We start from the raw sequence: 6,181 nt of genomic DNA on the forward strand, positions 1-6,181 counted from the left end.
GGGCTGAGGTCAGGCCGCCAGTCCGTCGATGCCCTTGTCCCGGCGCCAGCCCCGCACCGCCGAGATCGCAGTCTTGAGCCCGTGGCGCCGGCCGGTCACCGGGTCGGTCCCGGAGTAGCCCAGCTCCAGCGCGGCGAACATCTTCTCGCTGCGCGTCTCCGGGGCATCGTCGGCGGTGTCGCGCAGGAACCGGTCCGGCAGCGACAGTTTGGCGATGGTGCGCCAGGTCTTGCCGTACTGCACCAGGAACGGCCCCGAGGTGTAGGGCAGGTCGTATTTTGCGCACAGCGCACGCACCCGCACCGCGATCTCGGGATAGCGGTTGCTCGGCAGGTCCGGGAACAGGTGATGCTCGATCTGATGCGACAAACTGCCGCTCATGAACCGCATCGGCTGCCCGGCGTCGATATTGGCGCTGCCCAGCAGCTGCCGCAGGTACCACTGGCCGCGTGACTCACCGGCCATGTCGGTCTTGGTGAACTTCTCGGCCCCGTCCGGGAAGTGACCGCAGAAGATGATCGCGTTGGACCACACGTTGCGGATCACGTTGGCGATCGCGTTGGCCCGCACCGTTGCCCAGAACGTCGCGCCGGGCGACAGCGCGGTCACCGCCGGGAACGCGACGTAGTCCTTGAACAGCTGCCGGCCGGCCTTGCCGGAAAACTCCCGCAGCCGGACCAGGCTCGCCGCACGGTCGCTGCGGCCCTTGAAGATCTTGCCGATCTCCAAGTGCTGCAACGCGATTCCCCACTCGAACCCGATCGCCAACATGGCGTTGTAGAACAGGTTGAACACGTTGAAGCGCTTCCAGGGCGCATCGCGGGTGACCCGCAGCAGCCCGTAGCCCACATCGTCATCCATCCCGAGGATGTTGGTGTACTTGTGGTGCTGGAAATTGTGGGTGAAGCGCCAGTGCTTGGACACCCCGGCCATGTCCCACTCCCAGCCGCCGGAGTGGATCTCCGGGTCGTTCATCCAGTCCCACTGGCCATGCATGACGTTATGGCCGATCTCCATGTTCTCGATGATCTTGGCCACCCCCAGGGTCGCGGTTCCGGCCCAGCGGACCGAGCGGCGCGAGCCGCCGGCCAGCAGCACCCGGCCGGTCACCTCGAGCACCCGCTGGGCGGCGATGACCCGGCGGATGTAGCGGGCGTCGCGCTCGCCGCGGGAGGCCTCGATGTCACGGCGGATGGCGTCGAGCTCAGTGGCGAAGTTCTCCACATCGGCGTCGGTCAGGTGCGCAAACACCTCGACGTCGGTTACCGCCATCGAACCGCCTTTCCCAGCATCTGTTCCTTGCTTGACCTACTCAATCGTAACCTACGTTTGCGTAGGTTACCAACGGGTAACCATCAGACGTCCAGCTCGCAGTCACCGGCGGCCGTGCAGACGCAGGTCTGAATCCGGGTGCCCGGTTCGTGGTCGGCACCGGTGCGCAGGTCGCGGGCCTGACCGGCCACCAGCTCCACCACGCAGGACTGGCAGATCCCCATTCGGCAGCCGAACGGCATCTGCACCCCGGCACTCTCCCCCGCCTCCAGCAGGGTGGTGGCCGCATCCGTGACGACACTCTTGCCACTGGCCGCGAAGGTGACGGTCCCGCCGCCCTCGGCCGCCGCGGTGCGCGCCACCGTGAATCGCTCGATGTGCAGCTGGTCGGCGATCCCGGCCGCCGCCCAGATGCGCTCGGCGTCACCCAGCAGCGCCGTGGGCCCGCACGCCCAGGTCTGCCGGCCGCGCCAGTCGGGCACCTCGGCGTCCAGCGAATCCGGGCCGGAGAGGTCCAGCCGGCCCTGCGCGCGGGTGGTGCGCAGCAGCAGGCGGTAGCCGGGGTGCTCCCGCGCCAAGGCGGCCAACTCCTCGGCGAACAACACGTCTGCGGCGGTGGGCGCCGAGTGCAAGTGCACCACATCGGTGATGCCGTCGCGGCGGGCCAGGCTGCGCAGCATCGACATGACCGGCGTGATCCCGGAGCCGGCGGTCAGAAACAGCACGGTGGCCGGCGCCGGGTCGGGCAGCACGAATTCGCCCCGCGGAGCGGCCAGCCGCACCACGGTGCCCGGAGCCACGCCGTCCACCAGGTGGCTGGACAGGAAGCCCTCGGGCATCGCCTTGACGGTGATGGCGATGGTGCGCGACCCGCTCACCGGGGCCGACGTCAACGAGTAGGACCGCCAGCGCCAGCGCCCGTCGACCAGCAGGCCGATGCCGATGTACTGGCCGGCGGAGTAGCCGAAGTGAAAACCCCAGCCCGGTTTGATGACCAGCGTCGCCGAATCGGCGGTTTCGCGGCGCACCTCCAGCACCCGGCCGCGCAGTTCGCGGGCCGACCACAACGGGTTGGCCAGCCGCAGATAGTCGTCCGGCAGCAGCGGCGTGGTGATACGGGTGGCGATGCGGCGCAGCGCATTCCAGCCCGGATGGCGGTCGGCGCCGGCGACGGTCGGCCGCTTGGTGTCGCCGATGTTGGCGTTGATCGACGAATGCTTCTTGCTCACTGAAACTTCCCTGCTCGCTGCCCGGGGGCCGGAAAAGCTACGGTAGCGCAGCTTGCCCCGGCCGACATCACAGCAGGTCAAGCAGGAACGGCAGCTCCTGGGTGGCATACCAGGCCAGGTCGTGGTCCTGGGCGTCGCCGACGGCCAGCTCGGCATCCTCGTCACCGAGATCGGCGTCGTCGATCACCGCCACCGCCGCACGCACCGCCGGCTCGGCGGCCGCGTTGTCCACATACGCCGCGATCACGTCGCCGATCTCGACCGGCCCGGCCAGCCGCACCACGGCGGCATCCAGTTCGGGACGGGCGGTAACCGGCTCGACCTCGGCGACCAGCACCGCCCTGCGGGTCGGCAGCTCGCCGGCCGATTCCGCGGTGTCCGTCGCGGCCCCGGCCAGCAGCCGCAGTGAGGCCATGGCCGCTTCGCCGAGGGCCACCTCGGCCAGTTCGTCGTCGTCGCCGTGCGCGTAGGACTCCCGCAGGGCCGGCGTCACCGCGAACGCGGTTCCGCTGACCGCCAGCAGTGAACCGTCGGCGACCAGTTGGGCCAGCATGGCCAGCGTCGCCGGGATGTACACCCGCATGAGCGAAGACCTTAGCCGCGCACGCTCACGCCTCGCGCGTCAAGGTGGCGGCGTAGTCGGGTACGTACCGGTAGTTCTCGCGATCGGGGCGCTGATAGTTCCCGGTGTCGACGGGCCGCTCCGGTAGGTCCACCTGCCGGAGCGCCACCTCGGAGTAGGGAATCGTCGACAGCAGGTGCGCCATCATGTTCAGCCGCGCGTGCTTCTTGATCTCCGACTCGACCACGTACCAGGGACTCGCCGCGACGTCGGTGTGCGCCATCATCTCGTCGCGGGCCCGTGAGTAGTCGTCCCAGCGGTTCACCGCCTCGAGGTCCATCGGAGACAACTTCCACCGCCGCAGCGGATCGTTGCGGCGCTTGCGGAAGCGGCGCAGCTGCTCGCCTTGCGAGACCGAGAACCAGTACTTGCGCAGCAGGATTCCGTCGTCGACCAGCAGCTGCTCGAAGACCGGGGCCTGCTCCAAAAAGCGCGAATGCTCGTCCGGCGTGCAGAACCCCATCACCTTCTCGACACCGGCGCGGTTGTACCAGGACCGGTCGAAAAGGGTGATCTCGCCGCGAGTCGGCAGCGCCGCGGCGTAACGCTGGAAGTACCACTGTCCGCGTTCGCGTTCGGTGGGCGCCGGAAGCGCCGCCACGCGCACCACGCGCGGGTTGAGGCTTTCGGTGATGCGCTTGATGGCACCGCCTTTGCCGGCGGCGTCGCGGCCTTCGAAGATCACCACGACCCGAGCGCCGGTGGTCCGCACCCACTCCTGCAGTTTGACGAATTCGGTTTGCAGCCGCTGCAACTCGGCCTTGTATACGTCGTCGGCGATCCGGTGCGCGGCGGACTTGCCGCTCATGTAGCCGCCTCCAGCAGTTCTGCGAGGGCCTCGTCCAACAGCGCCGAGACCAGCCCGACGTCGCTCATCGACTTGCGGTCGGCGTTGACCCCGTAGTACAGCGTGCCGTTGTAGGACGTGACCCCGATGGTGAACGCCTTGTTGGGCAAAAGCGGCGGCACATCGTAGGTCTCGAGCAGCTTGGCGCCGCAGACGTAGAGCTGGCGCTGGGCACCGGGAGCATTGGTGATCAACAGGTTGAACACCCGCCCGGAGAACCCGGCAAAAGCGGTCGCAACCCGAACACCCATCGCGTGCAGCGTTGGTGGCGCGAACCCCGACACGGTCAGGATGGTGCGGGCGTCCACCAAACCGGTCGAGGTGGGGTGCGATTCGGTGGCATAAGCGATCTGGGAGAGCCGCACCACCGGATTGGGTTCTCCGACCGGCAGATCCACCAGGAACGGGGTCACCGCACCGATGGGTTGGCCCGCGGTGTCGTATTCGTGGCCGGGGTACACCGACAGCGGCGCCATGGCCCGCACCGTCCGGGTCGATCCGACCGGCTCGCCTCGGGACAACAGCCAATTGCGCAGCGCGCCGGTGATCACCGCGAGCACGACGTCGTTGATGGCGCAGTCATAGCGGCCCCGTACCGTGCGATAGTCCTCCAGCTTGCCCTGCGCCACGGTGAAGAGCCGGTTCTGCGAAACCTGCGTGTTGAGTGGGGTGTTCGGCGCCGTGCCGCGCGCGACCGCCCGGGCCGTGTCGAACGCCTTGCGGCCCAACCAGCTCAGCGGGCTGCCGACCGTCGATCCCACCGCCCGCAGCTGGGTGCGCGGCGCCACCACCCAGTCCCCGACCGCGCCCAAGACCAGTTCGACGGCGCCGGGCTCGCGGCGCGGCACCCAGATGTCCTCGTCGAACGGCGGCGGGCGCTGCGTCCGGTCGACCAGAACGTGCCCGAGGGCCGGTGCGGCCATGCCGTTCACCAACGCCTGGTGCGACTTGATGTACAGCGCGATGCGATTGTCGGCCAAGCCCTCGATCAGGTACAGCTCCCACAGCGGCCGGAGCCGGTCCAGCCGCTGCTGGCCGAGGTACGCGATCAGCTCGTGCAACTGCCGGTCGCTACCCGGAGACGGGACCGCGAGATGGCGTACGTGATAGGTGATGTCGAACTCGTGGTCGTCCACCCACACCGGGCGGGCCAGGCTCATGCTGACTTCGCGGATCTTCTGCCGGTAACGCGGGACCTGCGGCAGCCGTTGCTCGACGGTGGTCAGCAGCTTCTCATAGCTCAGCCCGCCCCGCGGATTGCCCAGCACATGCAGCGATTGCACGTACATCGGCGTGGTCGTGTTCTCCAACTGGTAGAAGGCCGCATCCGTCGCCGACAACCGGTTCACCATGGCAGCCCGCCCTCCCAGCACTCGATCCGAACGGCGCTGCAAGCGGCCCGAACCGGAGAAAAACACTGCCGCTCACGGTAGCCCGCCGCCGTCGCGCCGCGCACGCGGATACGGCCGCGCCGCGATTGTGCCATGATCGCCGGACACATCCTGCCACTCTCCAGCAGGACTGTCCGATCGGACCGACCCGTGGGGAGCTGCTGTGACCGTCACCCCGAACCCGTCCGTGCGCTCGAGCGTCGCGCCGGTGATCGACTACGAACCACCGGCCCGCGCGGCGGTGCCGTGCCGGCCCGTGCCGCCGGTATCGGCGCCCTTGTCGCGGCCGCGCCGGGGGCATCCGCCGGGACTGTGGCCGCACCGTCCGGCGCGAGGCGGGCTGCCGGCGCCGCTGCAGTCGGCCGCGGTCTTCGCCGACGCCGCGCTACGCCGGGTCTTGGAGGTCATCGACGGGCGTCGTCCAACGGCGCATATGCATCCGCTGCTGGCCACCGGGCTGGCCGAATCGGTGCTGGCGGCGCGCCCGTTCGCCAGGGCCGGAGGCGGGCCGGCGACACTGCAGCGGGTGCGGGTGCAACCGGCCGGATCCGCCGAGCCGACCACCGCCGTCGAGGCGTTCGGCACCTACCGGCGTGGCCGGCGTACGCATGCGCTGGCCTGCCGCATCGAGCGGGTTGCCGGACCCAGCGGTGTCACGGCCTGGCAGATCGTCGCCCTGCACATCGGCTGAGGGCTTCGCGCTGTTGCAGGCCGAATCAGCTCTTGCGCGTCTTGGGCGGTTTGGGGCCGCGGCCTCCGACGGTACCGCGGGGCTGACCTACTCCGGTCCCGACGAGGACGGCTCGGCTCAGGTGCGGCG

6 protein-coding genes are annotated in these 6,181 nt (G+C 69.2%); 1 reads left to right on the forward strand and 5 read right to left on the reverse strand.

Annotated features, from left to right (window positions below; all coding sequences use genetic code 11):
- Nucleotides 1-9 precede the first annotated feature (9 nt).
- From A5771_RS12100 to A5771_RS12120, 5 genes are all read right to left on the reverse strand, one after another.
- The gene (locus tag A5771_RS12100) at nt 10-1,272 is read right to left on the reverse strand and encodes a fatty acid desaturase family protein (protein WP_064855455.1); all 1,263 of its coding nucleotides are present in this window, start codon (nt 1,270-1,272) and stop codon (nt 10-12) included.
- 83 nt (nt 1,273-1,355) lie between these two features.
- A complete protein-coding gene (locus tag A5771_RS12105; protein WP_064855456.1) occupies nt 1,356-2,501 on the reverse strand; it encodes a ferredoxin reductase in 1,146 nt (381 codons plus the stop codon).
- Between the two features lie 67 nt (nt 2,502-2,568).
- Nucleotides 2,569-3,084 (reverse strand): DUF6912 family protein, encoded by a 516-nt coding sequence (locus tag A5771_RS12110; protein ID WP_064855457.1) that lies wholly within the window; start codon nt 3,082-3,084, stop codon nt 2,569-2,571.
- Nucleotides 3,085-3,109: 25 nt separating this feature from the next.
- Nucleotides 3,110-3,931, reverse strand: coding sequence for a polyphosphate kinase 2 (ppk2, locus tag A5771_RS12115; protein ID WP_064855458.1), 822 nt, complete (start codon nt 3,929-3,931; stop codon nt 3,110-3,112).
- Nucleotides 3,928-5,322: a WS/DGAT/MGAT family O-acyltransferase gene (locus tag A5771_RS12120; RefSeq protein WP_064855459.1), complete on the reverse strand. Its 1,395-nt coding sequence runs from the start codon at nt 5,320-5,322 to the stop codon at nt 3,928-3,930. The genes ppk2 and A5771_RS12120 overlap by 4 nt, the downstream gene beginning before the upstream one ends.
- Nucleotides 5,323-5,524: 202 nt before the next feature.
- On the opposite strand from A5771_RS12120, the gene A5771_RS23380 reads away from it, so the two are divergent.
- Entirely contained in the window at nt 5,525-6,052 is a 528-nt protein-coding gene (locus tag A5771_RS23380; RefSeq protein ID WP_064855460.1) for an Rv3235 family protein, read from the forward strand.
- Nucleotides 6,053-6,181 lie beyond the last annotated feature (129 nt).

The sequence above is a fragment of the Mycolicibacter sinensis genome (assembly GCF_001667375.1).
GTDB lineage: Bacteria > Actinomycetota > Actinomycetes > Mycobacteriales > Mycobacteriaceae > Mycobacterium > Mycobacterium sinense_A.

Bases quoted from the DNA above. Each gene is read 5' to 3' on its own strand.
- A5771_RS12100 (WP_064855455.1), bottom strand. From the start codon at position 1,272: ATGGCGGTAACCGACGTCGAGGTGTTTGCGCACCTGACCGACGCCGAT.
- A5771_RS12110 (WP_064855457.1), bottom strand. From the start codon at position 3,084: ATGCGGGTGTACATCCCGGCGACGCTGGCCATGCTGGCCCAACTGGTC.
- ppk2 (WP_064855458.1), bottom strand. From the start codon at position 3,931: ATGAGCGGCAAGTCCGCCGCGCACCGGATCGCCGACGACGTATACAAG.
- A5771_RS12120 (WP_064855459.1), bottom strand. From the start codon at position 5,322: ATGGTGAACCGGTTGTCGGCGACGGATGCGGCCTTCTACCAGTTGGAG.